The sequence below is a fragment of the Exiguobacterium sp. s160 genome (genome assembly GCF_018617575.1).
GTDB lineage: Bacteria > Bacillota > Bacilli > Exiguobacteriales > Exiguobacteriaceae > Exiguobacterium > Exiguobacterium aestuarii_A.
Genome location: NZ_JACSKK010000001.1, coordinates 21880 through 43583, shown reverse-complemented (window position 1 = coordinate 43583; position 21704 = coordinate 21880). Strand labels below are relative to the sequence as shown.

The window sequence follows — 21704 nt, the reverse complement described above, 5'->3', positions numbered from 1 at the left end:
GTCAAATTCCCACTTTCTGTTTGTTTTCTTGAACGAGTTGCATGAAACGGTCAAATAAATCGTTGGCGTCAAACGGTCCTGGTGCTGCTTCCGGGTGATACTGTACCGAGAATGTCGGATGATGCAGATGTTTCACTCCTTCGATTGTTCCATCGTTGACCGCACGATGTGTCACGATGAGCGCTGTATCGAGTAACGATGCCTCTTCTACCGCATATCCATGGTTTTGAGATGTAATCGTCACGGCGCCTGTCTCCAACTCAAGGACAGGATGGTTCGCCCCACGGTGTCCGAACGGAAGTTTGAATGTGTTCGCCCCGTTCGCGAGCGCGATCAGTTGATGACCGAGACAAATCCCGAACATCGGTGTCGTCGGCATGAGTTGTTGAATGAGTGGAATCGCTGTCGGGACGTCTTTCGGATCCCCCGGTCCGTTCGACAACATGATGCCATCTGGCTCGTACCGCAACACGTCTTCTGCCGTAGTATCATGTGGGAAGACGATGACTTCACAGTCCCGCTTCATCAATTCACGCATGATGCCAAGTTTGGCCCCAAAGTCGATCAACGCGATCCGTGGCCCCGTACCCGTACTTACATACGTCCGTTTCGTCGAGACGCGTGCGACTTGGTCGTTCGGAGACAGTTCGTTAAAGCGAGACTGTACTTCGTCCCATGTCAACTCACCATCGACGAGGACACCTCGCATGACACCTTGCGCCCGTAAGTGACGTGTCAACATACGCGTGTCGATATCGGATAACCCCGGGATACCAAAGCGAGTAAGCGTTGCATCTAGCGTCGCCGTGGAACGGAAGTTCGACGGTGTGTCGCAAGCCTCTTTTACAATTAATGCTTTTGCCATCGGAACTGTCGTTTCGAAGTCTTCACGATTGACACCGTAGTTTCCGATCAACGGGTTCGTCAGCACGATCATCTGGTCGCAATACGACGGATCCGACAAAATTTCTTGATAACCGGTCATACCTGTTTGGAAGACGACTTCCCCCATCGTATCCGCTGGTGCCCCGAATCCTTTACCGACAAATTTCATTCCATCCTCAAGCCATAATGTTCGTTTCATCAAATCGCCCCTTATATACAATTTCGCCACCGACCATCGTCATGACCGGCCATCCGACAAGTTGTTTCCCAGTAAACGGTGTGTTCTTTCCTTTTGAATAGAACGTCGACGGATCCACCACGCGCGTCTTATCTGTATCGATCAGTACCAAATCGGCATCCGCCCCAACTTTCAGTTCACCTCTTGATAATCCAAATACGTCGCTCGGACGCTTCGTCATCCAGTCGATTAACTGATGTTCTTTCATGATGCCCGTCTTCACGAACGTCGTGTACAGAAGCGGGAACGCTGTCTCAAATCCGGTAATCCCGAATGGTGCACGCTCGATGCCTTGCGCTTTCTCCTCTGCCGTATGTGGGGCATGGTCTGTCGCAATCATGTCAATCGTTCCATCGAATAATCCTTCAAGAAGCGCCTGTCGATCGTCCTCGCTTCGGAGCGGAGGATTCATCTTGAAGTTGGCATCGAGCCCTGGGATATCGTCTTCGCTCAAGACGAGGTGGTGAGGAGTCACTTCGGCGGTCACTTGAATACCTGCCCGCTTCGCATCTCGGATGACACGGACCGATTGCCGCGATGAGACGTGACACACGTGATAATGACAGCCCGTTTCTTCAGCAATCAGCACATCTCGGGCGATATGGATACTCTCTGCAAGACTTGGAATCCCTTGAATCCCGTGCGCCTCACTGAACTTCCCTTCGTGGACCGATCCTGCTTTTAGCGTATTGTCTTCACAGTGTGCGACGACGGCCTTGTTCAAGCGTTTCGCTTCACGCATCGCTTGTCGCATCATCGCCGCTGATTGAACACCGACCCCGTCATCGGTGAAGGCGAATGCATCTGATAGAGATTCCATATCAACCTGTTCTTCACCGAGCTGCCGCTTCGTGATGGCAGCGTATGGAAGGACACGGACGATTGCATCTTGCTCAATCTTTTGAAGAAGCGCGTCCATCGTGACGCGATCATCTGGTACCGGTCGCGTGTTCGGCATCGAACAGATCGTCGTGAATCCGCCCGCCGCTGCCGCCATCGTCCCCGTTTTGATCGTCTCTTTCGCTTCGCCTCCCGGTTCACGCAAGTGGACGTGGACATCGACAAGTCCTGGTGCGAGCAAGTAACTCGTCGCATCGAGGACTTCTTCCCCGGCTGTCGACCCGTTATAGTCGAGCGATTCAATCTTCCCGTCTTTCACGAGGATGTTTGTCGTGCGTTTTGTCCCGTTGTCATACCATGTCGCGTGTTGAAGTATCATTGTTGTCCTCCTAATGCTCGATTTAAGATGCTCATGCGTGCATAGACGCCGTTCTTCATTTGAGGGAAGATGCGTGAGCGTTCATGCTCGATCAGACTGCCCGCAATCTCAACATCCCGATTGACCGGTGCCGGATGCATGATGATGGCTCCTTCTTTCATCCGTTCGACTCGCTCGACCGTCAGTCCATATCGTGTGTGATATTCTTCTTTCGAGAAAATGTCTCCCATGATATGACGTTCGTGCTGAACTCGTAACAGCATGATGACGTCACTTTCTGCTAGCACATCATCAAGTTCTTTACGCTCAAGCCCCATGGAATCATCCCACCATGAGGCTGGGCTGCATCCGACGACGTTTGCCCCGAGACGCTTCAACACACTCGCATTCGATCGAGCGACGCGACTATGAACGAGGTCTCCACAGATGGCAACGTTTAATCCTTGGAACGTTCTGAACTCTTCAAAGATCGTGACGAGGTCGAGTAGGGATTGGGAAGGATGTTCGCCACTCCCGTCGCCCCCATTGAGTACCGGGATATTCAACTTCTCAACGAGTTCATGGTAGTATCCCGCTTCCGGATGTCGGATGACGAGTGCGTCAACTCCAATCGCTTCGAGCGTCTTGCATGTGTCGTATAGGGTCTCTCCCTTCGTGACCGATGACGTCGTCACATCGAACGGAATCTCTTGCATGTTCAAGTGTCGCTCGGCCATTTGAAACGAGTTTTTCGTACGCGTCGAGTTTTCAAAGAACAGGTTTGCAACCGTCTTCCCATCAAATAGTGGGGGTAGGTCCCCTTGCTTATAGCGCAATGACTCTTCAATCATGCCCATGATCTCATCGAGTGAGAGTGTGTCTAAGCTGACGAAGTGTTTGACTGGTTTGACATTCGTTTGCATCGTATTCATGTTCGTCTCCTCCTTTTGTTAGAGGCAAAGAGAAAAGGCGCCTCTTCACCGATGTGAAGGGACGCCTTTATTTGGGCAAGGTACACCCAAATAAACGAGCCTTCACTTTGCCGACCTCACGGGATCGAATTAAAAGTTACTTGCTTGTTTCGTTTCTTCAGTTGTGTTGACTTGCACGACCGTCTCAACTTCTTCTTTCGGTAAGATGGCGTTTAAGAGAATCCCGACTACCGTCGCGAGCGCCATCCCTTGTACAGGGAAGCTGCCGAGTTGAATCATCGCACCACCTAGCCCGATGACGAGGATGACCGATGAGATGATCAAGTTGCGTTTTTCTGCCAAATCGACGTTGCTCTCTACCATCGTCCGTAGTCCGTTCGACGCGATGACCCCGAATAAGAGAATCGAGATGCCACCTTTGACTGGATTCGGAATCGTTGAGATGAATGCCTCGATATGACCGAGGAATCCGAAGCTGATGGCCATGAGCGCCGCTCCAGCGATGACATAGACACTGTAGACGCGTGTGATGGCCATGACGCCGTTGTTTTCACCGTATGTCGTACATGGTGGACCACCGAGTGCGGAAGCGACTGCTTTCCCTACCCCGTCACCGAGTAACGTGCGATGAAGGCCAGGATCTTTCATCGTCTCTCGTCCGATGATTTTAGATGTGACCATTTGATCACCGATATGCTCCGTCATCGTAACGAGTGCGACTGGTACGATGGCAAGGAGTGCACCGACTTGCCACATCGGCATGTAGTCGACGAACACCATCGTGAAGTCAGGGAGTTGGAACAAGCTTGCTTGTTGGATTGGTGAGTAATCGATGATTCCGAACGCTGCGGCAATCCCGTATCCTCCGACGATTCCGAAAAGGATTGGAACCGCTCCCCAAACCCCTTTCAGTTTTGTCATGGCGAGCATCGTGATTCCAAGTGTCAGGAGTGCGATTGTCATGAACGTTCCATTATAAGCTCCGTCTTGATTCATCGACATATCGATGGCGACCGGCGCGAGCGACAAGCCGATGACCATGATGACCGGTCCGACGACGACTGGTGGGAGCAACCGGAGCAACCAGTTGACGCCTGTCTTATAGATGATCAAGGAGACGACACCGTATACCGAGCCGGCAATGATTCCGCCGAACAGTGCGGCTTCGACACCCCATTGCTGACTGACCGCAATGATTGGGGCGATGTAGGCAAAACTTGAACCGAGGTATGTTGGGACTTTGAAGCGTGTAATCGCTAAGAATGAGAGCGTGGCCACTCCGGAAGCGACGAGGGCGACCGATGTATTCAATCCTGTTAAAATCGGGACTAAAATCGTCGCTCCGAACATGGCGAAGACGTGTTGAAGACTGAATAACAGCCATTGTGGAAAGTGAGCTGGACGCTCGTGGATGTGTAGAACGGGTTGTTTCATATTGAATTTCTCCTTCCTGGCCTCTCTGGACCACCTTAAAGGTTTTTAGATTATTGCTGATTGATTGTCACTTCATCTGCCCTATCGACTTCACTGAGTCGGACGACGACTTGCTCGGACTTCGATGTCGGAACGTTCTTACCGATGAAATCAGGTCGAATCGGAAGCTCCCGATGTCCCCGGTCAATCAAGACCGCGAGTTGGATATAGTCTGGGCGACCGTGGTCGACGAGTGCGTCCATTGCGGCACGGACTGTTCGACCGGTATATAGGACGTCGTCGACGAGGACGACGGTCTTCCCATTAATATCATGCGGCAACTCTGTTGCCTTCACTTCTGGGTCTAACGACTTCTTCGATAAGTCATCCCGGTAAAGCGTGATGTCGAGATTCCCGAGTGCGACCGGCTTGCCTTCAATCTCTTCGATGCGGCGTGCGAGTCGGTCAGCGAGCGTCTCGCCTCTCGTCTTGATCCCGACGAGGACGACATCGTCGATTCCTTTATTCCGCTCGATGATTTCATGAGCGATTCGTGTCAAAGCTCGACGGATGGCTGATTCATCTAAAATGACGGACTGTTTCACGTCACTCCTCCTTTCATGCTTCATTCAAAAAAAGAAGACTCCCTCGTCCGGCTGGAAAGGGAGTCTTCATCAAAAACGGCAGTCTGGTGCCGGGTTGAATTGACGTTAGTGTGACCGCGGTCACAATCCTTTCACAGCCTCTCTGGACTGGGTTTAAAGGTGTTATGCTTCCTAGACTATAAATCGGAACGTGACAGAAGTCAACGAGTTTTCTCGATTTTATCTAACTTTGCAAGTTCTGCCTTAAAGTCTTCAGGAAGTGGTGCCTCAAATTCCATCCATTCTTTCGTACGTGGATGGTGGAAACCGAGCGTCGCCGCATGGAGGGCTTGACCGCCCAAATCGATCGTGCGACGTGGTCCATATTTTGGGTCGCCTGCGAGCGGATGCCCGATATAGCGCATGTGCACACGGATTTGGTGTGTGCGACCTGTCTCGAGTTTACACTCGACGAGCGTGAAGTCTTTGTAGCGCTCGAGCAAGCGGAAATGCGTCACCGCTTCTTTCGCATTCTTGTCCGTCACGGTCATACGCTGACGATCATTCGTATCGCGACCAATCGGTGCCTCAATTGTCCCGAGTTCGTGCACGAGTTCGCCGTGAACGAGCGCGATATATTCACGCTTGATCGTCTTATCTTTCAATTGACTCGCAAGTGATTCATGAGCCAAGTCATTTTTAGCGACCATAAGGAGGCCTGTCGTATCTTTGTCGATTCGATGCACGATTCCAGGGCGCTTGACGCCATTGATGCCTGAAAGGTCATCACAATGTCCGAGAAGTGCATTGACGAGCGTTCCAGACGTGTGACCGGCAGCAGGGTGAACGACCATCCCACGTGCTTTATTGACGACAATCATATCTTCATCTTCATATACGATTTCAAGCGGAATGTGTTCAGGTAACACTTCGAGTTCCACCGCTTCCGGGACGTTCACTTCGATTTCATCGCCCACTTGGAGCTTATAGTTTGGTTTGACGGCACTGCCATTGACGAGAAGTGCCCCTGTCTTAATCCATTCTTGTACTTGTGAGCGTGACCATTCTCCACGGTCGCTCACCCACTTGTCGATCCTTGCCTTTTCATCGGCGACAAAAGTATAGGATTCCATTACGATTGTCCCCTTTCTTTGTGTAATTTTTCTTCAAATAAAATCCCGATGACCATCAAGATGACACCAAACGTGAGTGCCATATCGGCCACGTTAAAAATCGGGAAGTTGTAGCCAAACGGATACGTATCAACAAAATCGACGACTTCACCGCGGAACAGTCGATCGATAAAGTTACCGATTGCACCGGCCAGGAGCAGTCCAACACTGTATCCGAGAAGCTGATACCCGTTCACTTCTTTATGCAGGAAGTAAACAAGACCAGCAACGACGAGAATCGTGATGATGAAGAAGAACACCATCTGTCCTTCTAACATCCCCCAAGCCGCTCCTTTATTGCGATAAGAGGTCCAGTATAACAAGTTCGGGATGACTTCAATCGATTGACCGATTGTCATCGTCTGAACGACCACCCATTTGGTGAGTTGATCGAGCAGAATCAAGATGACGGCCAATCCGTAATATCGTTTCATATGCGTCTCCTTTCAAGCCGTTAAGAAACCGGAGTGGGGACGCCACTCCGGTTCGTCTTAACCGATTACTGATGCACAGCGTGGGCAAAGCTCAGGATGCTCTTCGTTTTGTCCAAGCTCTGTCGAGTATGTCCAACAACGTGCACAAGCGGCACCATCTGCTTTCTTGACTGTGATTTTCGTCGTCGCATAATCGACGTCTGCCGTCTCAGCCCATTCTACTTGTGATACTTGAAGCAACTGACTAACGTTATCGATTGTTTCCAATAACGCCGCAGTCTCTGCTTTCGGTGCGAGAATCAATTTCGCCTCGAGCGGTTTCCCGATCAATTTCTCGCCACGTGCGATTTCGATCGCTTTGAGGACATCGTCACGGAAGACGAGGAATTTCGACCATTTCTCTAATAACGTTTGCTCGTCAGCAGTCAATGCATCCACTTCTTCTAGATCCGTCAAGAAGATGCTTGCTTCCGACTTCCCAGGAACCTCTTTCCACGCCTCATCGGCAGTGTGTGGAAGGACTGGAGCCAAGAGCTTCGTCAAAAGGACGACCGCATCGTACATGACCGTCTGAACGGCACGACGGCGGAGATCGTCTTCACGCTCGATATAAAGGATATCTTTTGTAAAGTCGAGATAGAACGATGACAACTCGTTAACGCAGAAGTTATGAACGAGATGATACACCGCCATGAAGTCAAACGTGTCGTACGCTTTGACCACTTTTGCTTGGAGTTGTTTCAGTTTCGTTGCCATGAAGCGATCTGCCTCTGGCATGTCGTTGAATGCGACACGCATCGACGGATCAAATCCGTTCAAGTTTCCAAGAAGGAAACGAATCGTGTTACGCATCTTACGGTATACTTCTGACACTTGTTTAAAGTTGTCGTGTGAAGCGCGAACGTCAGACTGATAGTCGACCGACGCGACCCAAAGACGAACGATTTCAGCACCATATTGCTTCACGAGGTCGTTTGGCGCAATCGTGTTACCGAGTGATTTCGACATCTTACGTCCATCCCCGTCAAGAACGAAACCGTGGCTCAAGACGTTTCGGTATGGCGCTTTGCCCGTCGTCGCAACAGCTGTTGAGAGTGACGAGTTGAACCAACCACGGTATTGGTCAGATCCTTCAAGATAAAGGTCAGCCGGGCGACGTAGGTTTTCACGTTCCTCTAATACACCAGCGTGTGAAGAACCTGAATCGAACCAGACGTCCATGATGTCGAGTTCTTTACGGAATTCGCCGTTCGGGCTGTTCGGATGCGTGAATCCTTCAGGAAGAAGGTCTTTTGCTTCACGCTCATACCAGACGTTCGAGCCGTGCTCACGGAATAAGTTTGCGACGTGGTCGATCGTCTCGTTCGTGATGATTTCCGTTCCATCCTCTGCATAGAAGATTGGGATTGGCACGCCCCATGCACGTTGACGACTGATGACCCAGTCTCCACGGTCACGGACCATGTTGTAAAGACGTGTCATTCCCCATTCCGGAACCCAGTTCACTTCTTCGATTTCACGGAGCATATCTTCACGGAAATCTTTGATGGAAGCGAACCATTGCGGTGTCGCACGGAAGATGACCGGTTTTTTCGTACGCCAGTCATGCGGGTACGAGTGTTTGATGAACTTCAAGTTGAGCAAGTAGCCGTTCTCTTCAAGTTTCATCCCGATTTGTTTGTTCGCATCTTCATAGAACAATCCTTCGAAACCAGGCGCTTCTGCCGTCATATAACCACGGTCATCCACTGGGCAAAGAACATCTAATCCGTAGGCCTGACCGACGCGATAATCGTCTTCCCCGTGCCCTGGTGCTGTATGGACGAGTCCAGTCGCATCCGCTGTGACGTGGTCGCCGAGCATGACGAGCGACGTGCGGTCATACAACGGATGTTGGGCCGTCATATATTCAAAGTCGCGACCGTTCCATGAACCACTCACAGTGTAATCAGTCCAGCCGAGCGCAGTCGTCACTTCTTCAACGAGCGTCTCTGCGACGATATAGCCTTTTCCTTCGTGTTCGATGCGCGTGTACGTCAATTCATCACTCACTGCGATTCCGAGGTTCGCCGGGATTGTCCAAGGCGTCGTCGTCCAGATGACGAAATGATCGTCAGACGTCAATGTGTCTTTTCCGTCTACGACGCGGAATGCCACGTAGATGGCTGGTGATTTTTTATCGTAATATTCGATTTCAGCTTCTGCGAGTGCAGACTCCGAAGACGGCGACCAGTAGACTGGTTTCTTCCCTTTGTAGATGTATCCTTTTTCAGCCATCGTCCCGAACAAGCGGATTTGTGCCGCCTCATATTCCGGAAGGAGCGTGATATATGGATTTTCAAAGTCTGCAAGAAGACCGAGACGTTTGAACTGCTCCCGTTGCGAGTTCACTTGTTCCATCGCATATTCTGCACACTTTTCACGGAATTCAGCGACCGTCATTTCTTTACGGTTGACGCCAGCTTTTTGAAGGGCGTTCTCGATTGGAAGACCGTGCGTATCCCAACCTGGAATCATTGGAGACTGGTATCCGTTCATCCCTTTGAAACGGACGATGATGTCTTTTAAGACTTTGTTCATCGCATGTCCCATGTGGATGTCTCCGTTCGCATATGGAGGACCATCATGTAAGATGTATTGTGGTTTCCCTGCATTTTTTTCTTGCACCTTGTTGTAAAGGTCCATGTCTTCCCATTCTGTTTGCATCGCTGGTTCGCGTTTTGGTAAATTCCCACGCATTGCGAATTCTGTGTTTGGCATTAATAGCGTGTCTTTGTAGTTCATCGAAACTCCTCCATCAACATTTTTTAGAAAACAAAAAAACCAACCCATCCCTGATAGGGACGAGTTGGTTGACTCGCGGTACCACCCTACTAGTCTCACGTTCGTGAGACCGCTCTCGGTAACCGATAACGAGGTCAGGCGGTCACGCTTACTCTTGTTCAGCGTGACGACTCATAGGGGATACCGATTCGAGTCTTTCTCTTAGGCTCTCACCGTCCCTAAGTCGCTTCGTAGGTATGACTCGATCGACGCGTCCTACTCAACGTGTTGATCATTTATCCATGTTGTTCTTCATTCTGTGTGACTTCGTGGTCATTATACGCAAGTTCTGATCTATCGTCAAGAACCGTCTGCACAGGCGGCTCCCCGACAATCGTCTCCCACTCGGTGCTGTTTAAGAGCTCCATTTGGGCGTCGACGAGGACACGGAAACGTGTGCGATACAACTCGACTTTTTTGAGCATTTGAACGACTTCACGTTCTGCAAGTTGCTCTTTACGTGCCGCTTCTTCTTCACGAGCGTACGCTTCACGTTCCGCTTGTTTCAAGATGAGACTCGCTTCTTTTTGCGCGTTGTTCTTCACTTCTTCCGCTGCTTCTTGTGCGACGATGATCGACTTGTTCAATGTATCTTCCATCGAGGAGAAGTAGTCAATGCGAGCTTGCATATCGTTGACAAGTTCTTCATACCGTCGATTCTCACGAATCAATAGTTCAAACTCTTTAATGATTTGATCTAAAAATTCATTGACCTCATCGATGTCGTACCCACGAAAACGGGAAGAGAATTCTTTATTATGAATATCAATCGGTGTCAACGCCATTCGACTTTCCTCCTAAAATTTAACGTATGGTTCCATACTGGATTTTAATCTTTTCACGTTTGGTCGAACCAAGGATCTCCATCATCTTAATACGACCGTATCCACGGACGGATAAAAGATCATCTGGTTCAAGGATGAAGCTCGGATCTTCAATGACTTTATGATTCACTTTACAGTCACCGTGTTTCACGAGCGCCTGAGCTTTCTGACGAGATATGTTGAGTACCTCGCTCACAACCGTATCAAATCGCAACGAAGAGACGATGCCGAACCCTTCGACCCACTCTGTTTTCGGAACGACGAGTATGTCATCCTTCGCAACAGAAGAAATGCGAACTCTTGCTTTTCCGACACGTTCCAAGTTCATTTCGATGAACCCGACCGCTTCGCGGGTCGTAGCAAACTGGACGATCTCCTCTTCAAGGACGACGTCACCAAATTTTTGACGCTTCAACCCTGCATTGAGTAAAGTTCCAGTCACTTGTCGATGTGTCAGGTCAACAAATTTTGTCGGATATTCGATACGACGAATCTCAATTTCAAAATCATCGGTATTCAGCTCATAATACTCTGGCGCCAAAATCAGCCGACGTCGTTCAGCTCCTTCAAACCCGCCATCGTCGTGAATGACGAGCTGTTTACCGACAAGCTGTTTGACGATTTGCTGTTCGCGAGGGTCTAAAAAGTCCGTCAACTTCAATACATAGCTGTTCTCGACTTGTTGTACCCAATCCAACACTTGTTCAACGAACGCCCGTTCACTTGGTCGGTAGTGATCATAAACGCTCATACATCACCCGAAAATGGCAGCGATACCGGCTTGTGCCATCCGAAGCACGAACAATGCGACGATTGGAGAGATATCGAGCATGCCACCGATTGGTGGGATAATCCGTCGGAACGGTGCTAAAAATGGTTCACATAAAAACGATAAAATTTGTCCGAACATGGATTCACGTGCGTTCGGGAACCATGATAATAAGATATAGCCGATCAGGACCCAACTATAAATACCAAGCAAAGTACTTAACGTATTGCCTAAGGCAGGGATTACGTTTTCCATTCAGTTACCACCCTTTACTGTGAAGTTCATCCTCCGAAATCAAGTTTGAGATTGAACCAGTCAATTCGACATTGTTCGGAGTACACAGAATCGTGTTATGTCCAATCGAAGTCATCGATCCTTCTAGCGCATATACGACACCAGAAAGGAAGTTGACGACTTGACGTGATTGCTCTTTTGACATGCGCTGAAGATTGACGATGACAGCACGGTTTTCTTTCAATTGATCGCTAATATCTTGCGCTTCAGCGAATACACGTGGTTCAGCCAATACGACTTTCGAGCGTTCTTTCTTCTTCGTATTCAATGCCACGAGATTATTTGCTGATTTTGGGCGATCTTCTTGTCTCACGACCGCTGTTTCAGTTGAAGAAGTTGCTGATGTGTTTGCGACGGCAAACTCTTCTTCTTCGTATGTGCTGTTCGGATCTTCCTCGAGTCCAAAGAAATCTTTCATTTTGTTTTTGATTGACATAACGGATTCCTCCTTAAGATATATTATTGCACAAGTACGGTACCAATACGAACAAACGATGCGCCTTCTTCAATCGCGATTGGATAATCGTTTGACATCCCCATCGATAGCTCCGTGCAAGGGGCGTGTTCAAACCCTTTTGCGGTCACTTCATCACGTAATCGACGTAAACGACCGAACGTCTCACGAAGGACTGACTTTTCTTCCGTGAACGGTGCCATCGTCATCAACCCGATGATTCGAATATGAGGATACTGTTTACAGTTCTCGATGAAAGGCATAACTTCCTCTATTTCAAGACCATGTTTTGAATCTTCTCCTGACGTATTCACTTGAACGAAGCAATCAATCGTCTCGCTCGCTCGTTTGTCGATCTCTGCAGCGAGTGATAAACGGTCCAATGAGTGAATAGCTTCCACGTGATCGATGATTTGTCTCACTTTACGTGTCTGTAACGTGCCGATGAAGTGAAACTTTGCGTCTTCTGGCATGCCGTTCACTTTCTCAAGTAAGGAATCTGGACGATTTTCACCGAAGTCACGAATTCCTTCTGCGTAGAGAGCATTGGCCACATCTACGCCTACCGACTTCGTGACGGCAATCAAAGTAGGCTCCACATCTTGAACGTGAGCTGCCATGATGGATTGAACTTGTTTTACGTTATCTGAAATACTCACAATTTACGCTCCTTGACGATGACTGCCGCAAATCGACGTTTCGTTTCTCCGTCTCGATACGAGAAAAACGGGGTGCTTGCGCCAGTCGATAAATTCGATTGCATGACGGACGTGTCATGTTCGTTTGCCAACACTTCATTGACGGCTTGGAGTGACAACAAGGCGTGGTCGCCTGACTCCTGTCGAACGGCTTCTTGATAGGCAGTCGGCGAAACGGATTGAACCGCATCTAGCACTCGACGATCGACCTCATATTCATTCCCAGCAATCGCTGGACCGACGAGCATGTCCACTTCTGTCGCATCGATGCCTTGTTCTTCAAACGCTTGGATCATGGACGTGACGATATTACCGACGGTCCCTTTCCAACCCGCATGAGCGACACCGATGACTCCATGGTCTTTCGCACAGAAAAAGAGAGGTACGCAATCTGCAAAGACGAGAGCGAGCGGCAAAGCTTCTTCTTTTGTGATCAGTCCGTCTGTTTGCGAAATCGCCTCGTCATATCGAAATGCACCTTTGCCCTTGTCCGCTGAATCCACGCTTTGGACCGTTATCCCGTGCACTTGGTCGGCCCAAACGGAGTCTTCTAGCGAAAGATTCGCCTGTTGAAAAAACCATTGACGATTTTGAATGACTCCCTCAATATCATCGCCGACATGAAGACCGACGTTTCCGGCATTGTGTCCGTTCGTCCGTGTCGTCACGTAAGCGTGATAGCGATTCGTTTCGGTTTCCCATGTATGTAACAGTTGCATCGGTTTCTCCTTTTTTAGAAAAAGGGATGCCGAGTCACGGCACCCCTTGTTGTTTAGTTACGGCGTTGTCTCACGAACGCAGGGATGTTGATCGTCTCGTCTGGGACGTCCCCTCCATACACTGGGCGATGGAAGTTCCCTTCGTCTTGTTGAGCCGCTTCATTTGCTTTTGGTTGGGGTTCCTTGTTCTCAACCTCAGGCTGTTTTTTCGGCTGCTGAAGGAACGGGTTCGCCCCTTGTGTTTCCTCAGCAAATTCAGTTGCGATCACGGTGACGATGATTTCATCGTTCAAGTTTTCGTTGATGACTGAACCGAAGATCAAGTTCACTTCTTCATCTGCGGCACTTTGAACGATTTGAGCTGCTTCTGTCACTTCATACAAGCTAAGGCTGAGCCCACCTGTAATGTTCATCAAGACACCTTTCGCTCCTTCGATTGAAGATTCGAGAAGTGGTGAAGAGATTGCTTTCTTCGCTGCTTCAACGGCACGGTTTTCACCTGTAGCAACACCTACACCCATAAGTGCAGATCCTTTTTCCGTCATGATCGTCTTCACGTCAGCGAAGTCAAGGTTGATAAGACCAGGGATGGCAATCAAGTCTGTAATCCCTTGTACACCTTGACGAAGGACGTTATCCGCTTCACGGAACGCTTCAATCATCGGTGTATTGCGTTCCACGATTTCAAGAAGCTTATCGTTTGGAATGACGATGAGTGTATCTACTTTTTCTTTAAACGCTTGAATCCCATGTTGCGCGTGTTGCATGCGCTTCCGGCCTTCAAACATGAATGGTTTTGTGACGACACCGACTGTGAGCGCGCCGATTTCTTTTGAAATCTCAGCGATGACCGGTGCAGCACCAGTTCCTGTTCCGCCGCCCATACCAGCTGTGACGAAGACCATATCCGCTCCGTCGAGTGCTTCAATCAATTGTTCGCGGCTTTCTTCTGCCGCTTTTTTACCGATATCAGGATTCGCACCAGCACCGAGACCACGTGTCAATTTGGCACCAAGTTGAAGCTTCACATCGGCTTTCGACATATTCAAGGCTTGAGCATCTGTGTTGACAGCGATGAACTCAACTCCTTGTACCCCGTGTTCAATCATACGGTTAACGGCGTTTGAACCGCCGCCTCCGACTCCAATTACTTTAATTTTTGCTACGGCGTCAATCGCCTCATCAAAGTACATCATTCAGGTATCCCCCTACTTATTTTCCAAGTTGTATTACAACGTCAGCTTAAACGCCAAATAATTTTTCCATCAAACGACTAAAACCTTTTTTCGACTCTTGATCGGTCTCGTATTCGTTCTCTCCAACATGAGTATCGGTCGGTTCCTGCTTATTGTGAAGCGTTTCGTAGCGAACTTCCGGTTTTTCGAGTTGAGATTTTGAAACGTGATGATCACTCATTAAGACATATTTCAAAACACCGACTGCTGTCGCGTATTTTGGATGTCTGACGCCAATCGACGACGGTTGATACAATCTCGTCTTTTGACCCATGACACGAGTCGCTAACTCTTGAATACCTGGTAGAGCAGCAGCTCCACCACAAAGTAGATATCCGCCATTCAGCATCGGAACACCTACTTTTTGAACCTTATTCAACATAAGAGTAAACATTTCCTCTATTCTCGCCTCTAAAACATAGCTAATTTCTGACTGTGGTTCGAACGCTACTTCCCCATTGATGTTCGTGTAGGAGAAACCTTCTGTTCCATCGGCCATTTCTTCGAGTGCGAGACCGTATTCTTCTTTCGCCACTTTGGCGTCTTGATATTTGCAGTTTAGCTTATAGACCAAGTCTCTTGTCATATGGTCTCCACCGACTGGAAGGATATACGAGTAAACGAGATCTCCACGATAAAATACCGAGACCGTCGTCTTTTCGTGCCCGACATCGACAAGACCAATGCCGAGGTCGATTTCATCTACAGAAGCTGCACTCATACCGAGCGCGAGGTTCCCTAAAATAAATCCTTCTAAGTGTAATCCGGCACGTTCAATCGAACGACGAATACTATGTAAAATTGTCTTCGATCCAGTAACCATTTTCCCATGCATTTCTAGTCGATAACCAAGCATTCCACGAGGATCGACGACACCCGTTTGTTGATCCACTGTGAATGATGATGGGATTACATCGATGACACTCATCTCATCCGGTAATCGCATCACTTGTGCTGAATTGATGACTTCCATCACGTCTGCATCTGTAATTTCCTGATCTTCCCGCTTCACGGATGCGATTCCATGACATGGGGCAATTTGGATATGTTCCCCTTCAATGGCAACGTATACAGATCGAATTTGATCACCTAACGATGTCTCCGCGTGTTCAACGGCCTGTTTGATCGCTTGGACAGTTTTATCGATGTCTACGACAGCACCACGTTTCACCCCTGCAGACGGTGCACACCCTTCTGCCAAAATATTAAGCGTTCCGCCGAGCAATTCACCGACGACGAGCTTAATCTCTGACGTTCCAATATCTAATGCGGCCACATAACCATTCGCTTCCAAAAGGGAAACACCTCCGCTCTATAATTTTCCTGTACAAATTACATGACAAATATGACAGATATCCAAAAAAATTGTTGGTTTCGACAAGATATCTCACGTCTAAGTTTACAACAAATAAGATAGTGAGAAAAGGTAGAATCCTACAATTTAAGCGGTTTCGCGTTATCAATTCGTTTACAAACGACAAAAAAACAGCCCTTATGTGTCTAAGGACTGTAATATAACTGATTATTCATTCGTTTTCTTGTATGGAACAAAGTAAAAACCACCATCCATGACGACTGTTCCTTGCTGACCTTTCGGAATGTTTTCATAGATTTCTCCATATTTCGAAACGGTCTCACTTAACTTCAGCGTCGGGGTGAGAAGCGTATTTCCGTCATTCATAAAGATTTCGTAACGTGTCGGCTCTCCCTCTTGTTTAGACAAGATGACTTCCGACATTCGGGCTCGCGTCGCGTCATCGACTTGTTCCAACTCACTGGCAATCTTTTCGAGTTCTTTTTCCGAATTGAACTCTCTTAGCAGTGGACCATCTTTTAACTTCTGAGGGTCGGTGATAGTGCCTGTCGGATGAAGTGAGCCGTCTGCTAACACGACGACATCTCCCGTCTCCGCACGAGCATAAGCAATCATCTTCTCTTCTGTCACATTGACGTGAACGACGTTATACCAAGATCGGTCCATGTCTACCCGTTTGACACCCGGCAACTTTTCCATTTGGTCACTCATCTTGCTCGGAGATAGACTGACAAATTTTGTCGATGTGTCGAGTTCCATGTCTTGAAACACGTAGGATTCATCAAGCCAGTATAGCCCAGATACATTCACTTCTTTCACGTTCGACATCGAAGTTTGCATATAGACCACGAGTAGGATGAGAATCCCAAACAAGGAAAGCACGGAGAACATCCGACGGTTCGCTTTTTTCCGTCGCTGCTTTTTCATGTACGGAATACGGTCTTCTAGACTGCGTACCGTTTGTTGGCTTGGTTCCATCGGATTCTACTCCTTTATCGAATGACTTCTTCTACTAAGTCGGCTAATGCATCCGACGCGTCCGGGAATCCGAGGGCACGGGATGCGTTCGCCATCTCTTCTTGTTTGTCGAGCACTTGGCGAATCGCTTCGACGAGCGTTTCCCCTGTCAACGACTCCTCTTTCACGAGTAACGCCGCACCGTTTTCAACAAGGGCAGAGGCGTTCTTCGTCTGATGGTCTGCTGTCACGTATGGGCTCGGAATCAATACGCTCGGTAAGCCGAGGGCAGTCAATTCAGAAATGGTCGAAGCTCCCGCACGCGAGACGACGATTGACGTACAAGCGAGTAAGGCCGGCATGTCATAGACGTACGGATGAACATGTACGTTTTCAGACGATGGTGCTTCTTTCGATACAGATTCGTAATGAACTTTCCCTGTGACGTAGAGCACGTTGATCGGTAAGTCTGAAAGCGCCGGGATGGCCTCAGTGACGGCACGGTTGATTGCTTCGGCGCCACGGCTCCCTCCGTAAATCAGTACGATTGGTCGTTCATCCAGATTGTACTGTTCTCGTACAGCTGCATCGTCGACTTTCGTTTGTAGCACTTCACTTCCACGCGGATTTCCAATCAAGCGTACGTTTGCCCCAGGGAAATGAACATCTGACCCTTTAAATGAAAGGGCGACCCGATCCGCCTTTTTCGATAAAAACTTATTCGTTAACCCTGGGATGCTGTTTTGTTCATGCAAAATGGTCGGGATACCGAGTTGTTGCGCCGTATAGACGACCGGTCCTGACACGAATCCACCTGTTCCAATGACGACGTCTGGTTTGAATGCTGCCATATCTTTTTTAAGAGAGCGGACAGCTTTCAAGAACCAGTACGCCGTCTTTAAGTTCTCAAGAGAGAGGGACCGTTTCAATCCAGCGATTTGAATCGATTTGAACGGGACACCTGCTCGAGGAACGAGATCGGCTTCTAATCCATTCTCCGTTCCCACGTATTGTACCTGTAAATTCGGGTGACGTTTTTGTAACGTCTCAATCAATGCGAGGGCCGGATAAATATGACCACCAGTACCTCCACCAGAAATCATGACTTTCATCGGTTCGCCTCCTCATATGCGCGAACGAGATGGACGAATTGTTCGCCTCGTTCTTCAAAAGTCTTGAATTGGTCCCAACTCGCACAAGCAGGAGATAAGAGAATGACATCTCCCGTCTCAGATTGTTCAAACGCGAGTGGAACGGCGTCTGCTAACGTCTCGACCGTGAAAGACGGAATCTGTTGGGACTCTCCAAGCTCTTTAAAACGCTCTTTTGTCTCACCATACGCGACGACAGCTTTTACGTTTGAGAGAGCTGGCGCGAGCGAAGATAAGTCCGCTCCACGTTCGAGTCCTCCACATAGCCACACAATCGGAGCATCAAATCCTCGTAGCGCCGCTTCCGCCGCGACGTTGTTCGTCGCCTTCGAATCATTGTAGACGGCACGTCCGAGAACATCACCTAAACTTTCAGTTCGATGTGCGACACCGCCAAAGTTTCTTAATACTCGCTCGACGTGTGCTTTTGGAAGTGCAAACGGTTCGACCAACAGAAGAGCCGCTAGTACGTTCTCGACGTTATGGGCACCACCTAATGCCAATTCATTCACACGAATGAGTCGCTCTCCGCGTACCGTGATCCAACCGTCCACGACGGACGCATCTCCTCGCTCAAAACTGAACGTATTCGGTTCAAGATGGGCCGGGACACGTTTCATCACTTCGGAGTCTGTCACTTTGACGACGATTCGGTCGTCTCGTGTCATCTGACGGAACAAATTTCCTTTTGCATCTGCATACGAGTCGAAGTCGCCGTGATAATCGAGATGGGCTTCTGATAGATTCAGCAACGCTGCCGAACGCGGATGGAAGGACTCAACCCCCATCAACTGAAAGCTCGATAATTCAATGACAATCAATTCGCCCGCTTTCGCGTTTGTCGCGACCTCTATAGCTGGGAATCCGATGTTTCCCGCGAGATGAACCGGGCGCTCTCCACCTTTGAGTAACTCATAGACGAGTGTCGTTGTCGTCGTTTTTCCATTCGAACCTGTAATGGCGACAAATTCTGCGTCCGTTGCCATATAGGCCAGCTCCACTTCCGTGTAGATTGGAATCTCACGCGACATCGCTTCTTGAAGCAACGGAATGTGATACGGAATCCCTGGATTTTTGACAATCAACTCTGTCTCATTCAACAAAGCGAGAGGATGTTCATTAAACACCGATTGAATCCCAAGTGACTGAATTTTTTCCTGCTCGTCTTCGGGAGGGATATTCCCCGTATTGATCGTCACCTCCGCTCCCGCATGATGCAGATACGTCGCCGCTGCGATTCCGCTCTTAGCGGCGCCGAGGACGAGAACTTTTTTACCGTGCCATTGCTTTTCCATCTGTCTCACCCTTTTACATGAGTAGTAATGATAAACCTGCTGTAATTAAACTGATTCCACCGAACGTAAGGACGATTCGCCATTCCGACCAACCGACCATTTCGAAGTGGTGATGAATCGGGCTCATTTTAAAGATGCGCTTCCCTGTCGTTTTGAATGAAAGAACTTGCAAGATCACGCTCAATGTCTCGATGACAAAGATGATCCCGACGAATACGAGGAGTAACTCAAGTTTCAACATGAGCGCTAGTCCAGCGACAGCTCCACCTAACGCGAGCGAGCCTGTATCGCCCATAAAAATCTTCGCCGGATATTTATTGAAAACGAGGAACCCAATCAATGCGCCGACGACGGCGAATGCGAACCATGCAATCCCAAGCTCATCTTGTGCGAGCGCATAAATCCCAAAGAATGTGAACGTTGGAATCGCTGAGAACGAAACGAGACCGTCAAGACCGTCCGTCAAGTTGACGGCATTTGAGAAGCCGACGAGCCAGAAGATTACGATCGCGATATAGAACCAACCTGTATCAAATGAAATCGATGTGAATGGAATCGAGATCGATGTATCGAGCTCTCCACCAAGTGAAAGGAACCAGGCGAACAGAACGGATACGACAATTTGACCAATCAACTTCTGAAGTGACGTCAACCCGAGGTTTCGTTTATTGACGACTTTAATATAGTCATCTAAAAATCCGATTACCCCAAACGCCATCGTCACGAATAGAAGTGTCCCGAATCCAGCGACCGCTTCCCCGAAAATGACGGATACGATGAAGCCGACTAAGATAGCTAGCAAGATGACGATTCCGCCCATCGTCGGCGTTCCCGATTTCTTCTGGTGCCAGCCCGGACCTTCATCACGAATCTCTTGTCCAAATTTCAACTGACGCAATGCCGGAATAGCTCGCGGCATGACGATTAATACACTTAATAATGCACTGATTAAGACGATTAAACTAATTAACATATTGCTACCTCACTACTCTATTTATTGAACGAGACGCTCAAGCGCCAGTCCTCGAGATGCCTTTAACAATACCACAGTATCCGGTCGTTGATAACGATGAAGGAGCGCCTTCGCTTCCTCTACGGTCGGGACAGATGTGACGTTCACTCGTGTGTCTTCAATACCATCCGCAATCCATTTCGCTTTTTCACCGACGAGAATACAATCCGTCACGGGAGATGTCACGACGCCACCCACTTGTGTGTGCTGGGCTTGTTCGTCAGATCCTAGCTCATACATATCGCCAAGGACGAGAACACGCTTCGAAAAGCCTTCGAGCGATTTGACCGTTTCAATCGCCGCAATCATCGATGTTGGGCTCGCATTATATGCATCGTTGATGAGATGCGCTTCACCGAACATCTGCTTTTCCATTCGCATCGTCGTCAGTTTGATGCGGTCAAGACCGCGTTGAATCATCGTATGATCGAGTCCGAACTCGAGACCACACGCGATCGCATAAGCTGCGTTTCGGATTTGATGGGCACCGAGCACCTTCAGCTCGTACAGGTCACCATTGTATTTAAAGATGGATGCATCGAACGTCGTCTCGACCACTTCGATTTTCCCGTCCGCCGTCTCATCGTATCCGACTCGATAGCCTTGACCGGCAAGAAGCGGCTCATCCGCATCGACGATCAATCGTCCGTCCGGTTTCAGACCAGCTTTGATTTCAAGCTTCGCTTTCGCGATCCCTGTGCGTCCGCCGACTTGTTCACCATGTGACTCCCCAATGTTCGTGACAAATGCCACGTCCGGTTTGGCAAGTTTCGACAATTGCTCGATTTGACCGAATCCGTTCATGCCCATCTCTAACACGGCCACTTCCGTGTCGCGCGGCATGCGAAGGACGGTAAGCGGTAAACCAACGTCCGAGTTGAAGTTTCCAGCTGTCTTGTGCGTCTTGAATTTTTCTTCAAGTACGACGGCAATCATGTCTTTCGTAGACGTTTTCCCGTTTGATCCGGTAATGGCGACCACGAGTGGATTGATTTCCTCTAAATAGCGTGCCGCTGCCGTCTGCAAGGCATTGATCGTCGATTTGACGGGGATGACGAACACATTGTCCGGTTGAGGGCGACCTTCTTCCCAAAACGTGACGATGGCCCCTTTCTCAATCGCTGCTTCGATGTAGTCATGACCATCAACACGTGCACCGACGATTGGGACAAATAGTCCTGCCCCATTCTCATCTCTCGAATCTGTGGCGACGCGTTCGACGAGACGATTGTCTTCCACGTCAATCCCAAACCAAGACGCTAATTTTTGAACTGTCAATTGTTCCATACAAACTTCCTCCTC

21 protein-coding genes and 1 other annotated feature are annotated in these 21704 nt (G+C 48.9%); all 21 genes read right to left on the bottom strand.

Annotated elements, in window-relative coordinates; all coding sequences use genetic code 11:
• Position 1: 1 nt before the first annotated feature.
• Complete coding sequence (locus KNO86_RS00235) at positions 2–1084, bottom strand: carbamoyl phosphate synthase small subunit (RefSeq protein WP_214691775.1); 1083 nt, start codon at positions 1082–1084, stop codon at positions 2–4.
• Complete coding sequence (locus tag KNO86_RS00230) at positions 1062–2342, bottom strand: dihydroorotase (RefSeq protein ID WP_214691774.1); 1281 nt, start codon at positions 2340–2342, stop codon at positions 1062–1064. The genes KNO86_RS00235 and KNO86_RS00230 overlap by 23 nt, the downstream gene beginning before the upstream one ends.
• Complete coding sequence (locus KNO86_RS00225; protein WP_083600163.1) at positions 2339–3253, bottom strand: aspartate carbamoyltransferase catalytic subunit; 915 nt, start codon at positions 3251–3253, stop codon at positions 2339–2341. Before KNO86_RS00225 ends, KNO86_RS00230 begins: the two co-directional genes overlap by 4 nt.
• Before the next feature lie 129 nt (positions 3254–3382).
• On the bottom strand, positions 3383–4687 hold the full coding sequence (locus KNO86_RS00220; RefSeq protein WP_214691773.1) for a uracil-xanthine permease family protein: 1305 nt from the start codon (positions 4685–4687) through the stop codon (positions 3383–3385).
• A 50-nt stretch (positions 4688–4737) separates the two neighbouring features.
• Positions 4738–5295 carry a bifunctional pyr operon transcriptional regulator/uracil phosphoribosyltransferase PyrR gene (pyrR, locus tag KNO86_RS00215; RefSeq protein ID WP_251126853.1) on the bottom strand — a complete coding sequence of 186 codons (558 nt, stop codon included), beginning with the start codon at positions 5293–5295 and terminating at the stop codon, positions 4738–4740.
• A 176-nt stretch (positions 5296–5471) separates the two neighbouring features.
• Positions 5472–6383 carry an RluA family pseudouridine synthase gene (locus KNO86_RS00210; protein ID WP_214691771.1) on the bottom strand — a complete coding sequence of 304 codons (912 nt, stop codon included), beginning with the start codon at positions 6381–6383 and terminating at the stop codon, positions 5472–5474.
• Complete coding sequence (gene lspA / locus KNO86_RS00205) at positions 6383–6856, bottom strand: signal peptidase II (RefSeq protein ID WP_074034865.1); 474 nt, start codon at positions 6854–6856, stop codon at positions 6383–6385. The genes KNO86_RS00210 and lspA overlap by 1 nt, the downstream gene beginning before the upstream one ends.
• Before the next feature lie 57 nt (positions 6857–6913).
• Complete coding sequence (gene ileS, locus KNO86_RS00200; protein ID WP_214691770.1) at positions 6914–9640, bottom strand: isoleucine--tRNA ligase; 2727 nt, start codon at positions 9638–9640, stop codon at positions 6914–6916.
• Positions 9641–9692: 52 nt separating this feature from the next.
• Positions 9693–9912 (bottom strand) — a binding site (T-box leader).
• A 3-nt stretch (positions 9913–9915) separates the two neighbouring features.
• Entirely contained in the window at positions 9916–10464 is a 549-nt protein-coding gene (locus tag KNO86_RS00195; protein ID WP_074034869.1) for a DivIVA domain-containing protein, read from the bottom strand.
• 19 nt (positions 10465–10483) lie between these two features.
• Positions 10484–11254 carry a YlmH family RNA-binding protein gene (locus KNO86_RS00190; RefSeq protein WP_214691769.1) on the bottom strand — a complete coding sequence of 257 codons (771 nt, stop codon included), beginning with the start codon at positions 11252–11254 and terminating at the stop codon, positions 10484–10486.
• Between the two features lie 3 nt (positions 11255–11257).
• Positions 11258–11527 (bottom strand): YggT family protein, encoded by a 270-nt coding sequence (locus KNO86_RS00185; RefSeq protein WP_074034873.1) that lies wholly within the window; start codon positions 11525–11527, stop codon positions 11258–11260.
• Positions 11528–11531: 4 nt separating this feature from the next.
• Complete coding sequence (locus tag KNO86_RS00180; RefSeq protein WP_214691768.1) at positions 11532–12002, bottom strand: cell division protein SepF; 471 nt, start codon at positions 12000–12002, stop codon at positions 11532–11534.
• A gap of 23 nt (positions 12003–12025) precedes the next feature.
• The gene (locus KNO86_RS00175) at positions 12026–12679 is read right to left on the bottom strand and encodes a YggS family pyridoxal phosphate-dependent enzyme (protein ID WP_214691767.1); all 654 of its coding nucleotides are present in this window, start codon (positions 12677–12679) and stop codon (positions 12026–12028) included.
• Positions 12676–13437 (bottom strand): peptidoglycan editing factor PgeF, encoded by a 762-nt coding sequence (gene pgeF, locus KNO86_RS00170; RefSeq protein ID WP_214691766.1) that lies wholly within the window; start codon positions 13435–13437, stop codon positions 12676–12678. The genes KNO86_RS00175 and pgeF overlap by 4 nt, the downstream gene beginning before the upstream one ends.
• Before the next feature lie 53 nt (positions 13438–13490).
• Positions 13491–14633, bottom strand: a complete 1143-nt coding sequence (gene ftsZ, locus KNO86_RS00165) for a cell division protein FtsZ (protein ID WP_214691765.1) — start codon at positions 14631–14633, stop codon at positions 13491–13493.
• Positions 14634–14679: 46 nt separating this feature from the next.
• On the bottom strand, positions 14680–15966 hold the full coding sequence (gene ftsA / locus KNO86_RS00160; protein WP_214691764.1) for a cell division protein FtsA: 1287 nt from the start codon (positions 15964–15966) through the stop codon (positions 14680–14682).
• A gap of 228 nt (positions 15967–16194) precedes the next feature.
• Positions 16195–16965: a cell division protein FtsQ/DivIB gene (locus KNO86_RS00155; protein ID WP_214691763.1), complete on the bottom strand. Its 771-nt coding sequence runs from the start codon at positions 16963–16965 to the stop codon at positions 16195–16197.
• 14 nt (positions 16966–16979) lie between these two features.
• Positions 16980–18056 carry an undecaprenyldiphospho-muramoylpentapeptide beta-N-acetylglucosaminyltransferase gene (murG, locus tag KNO86_RS00150; protein WP_214691762.1) on the bottom strand — a complete coding sequence of 359 codons (1077 nt, stop codon included), beginning with the start codon at positions 18054–18056 and terminating at the stop codon, positions 16980–16982.
• On the bottom strand, positions 18053–19390 hold the full coding sequence (murD, locus tag KNO86_RS00145) for a UDP-N-acetylmuramoyl-L-alanine--D-glutamate ligase (RefSeq protein WP_214691761.1): 1338 nt from the start codon (positions 19388–19390) through the stop codon (positions 18053–18055). The genes murG and murD overlap by 4 nt, the downstream gene beginning before the upstream one ends.
• A gap of 13 nt (positions 19391–19403) precedes the next feature.
• Positions 19404–20363 (bottom strand): phospho-N-acetylmuramoyl-pentapeptide-transferase, encoded by a 960-nt coding sequence (mraY, locus tag KNO86_RS00140; RefSeq protein WP_214691760.1) that lies wholly within the window; start codon positions 20361–20363, stop codon positions 19404–19406.
• A gap of 21 nt (positions 20364–20384) precedes the next feature.
• Complete coding sequence (locus tag KNO86_RS00135) at positions 20385–21689, bottom strand: UDP-N-acetylmuramoyl-tripeptide--D-alanyl-D-alanine ligase (protein ID WP_214691759.1); 1305 nt, start codon at positions 21687–21689, stop codon at positions 20385–20387.
• Between the last annotated feature and the right edge of the window lie 15 nt (positions 21690–21704).